Source organism: Oleiphilus sp. HI0061 (assembly GCF_001635675.1).
Genome location: NZ_LWFE01000585.1, coordinates 1 through 300, shown reverse-complemented (window position 1 = coordinate 300; position 300 = coordinate 1). Strand labels below are relative to the sequence as shown.

1 pseudogene is annotated in these 300 nt (G+C 44.7%); it reads right to left on the bottom strand.

The features are described 5' to 3' along the window. A pseudogene (locus tag A3735_RS07660) lies at positions 1 to 282 on the bottom strand (aminoglycoside phosphotransferase); the annotation flags it as partial. Positions 283 to 300 lie beyond the last annotated feature (18 nt).

Genomic DNA, 300 nt, shown 5'->3' with positions numbered 1-300 from the left:
AAGCAACCAGTCTGGGAACAGGGCCATTTCCCGTTGCAGCAGTGCACTATCATAGAGTGGTAGAGCATAATCATTTGCTGGCTTAAGACTTTGGATCTTTAGCAGCGCCTTCATGGCTTGCGCATAGTGTTTATTACCACTTTCTATCACCGGGCTATCGGGATTCAGGTAAGGCAACAATAGCTCATCTCCCAAATCGCTTAATAATAGAAAGCCTTTATCCAAATCAACTTTTATCAAAGCCGGAACATTGACCCCTTGCTCTCGCCAACTACGTGCCAAGCAAACAAAGCTATTAGA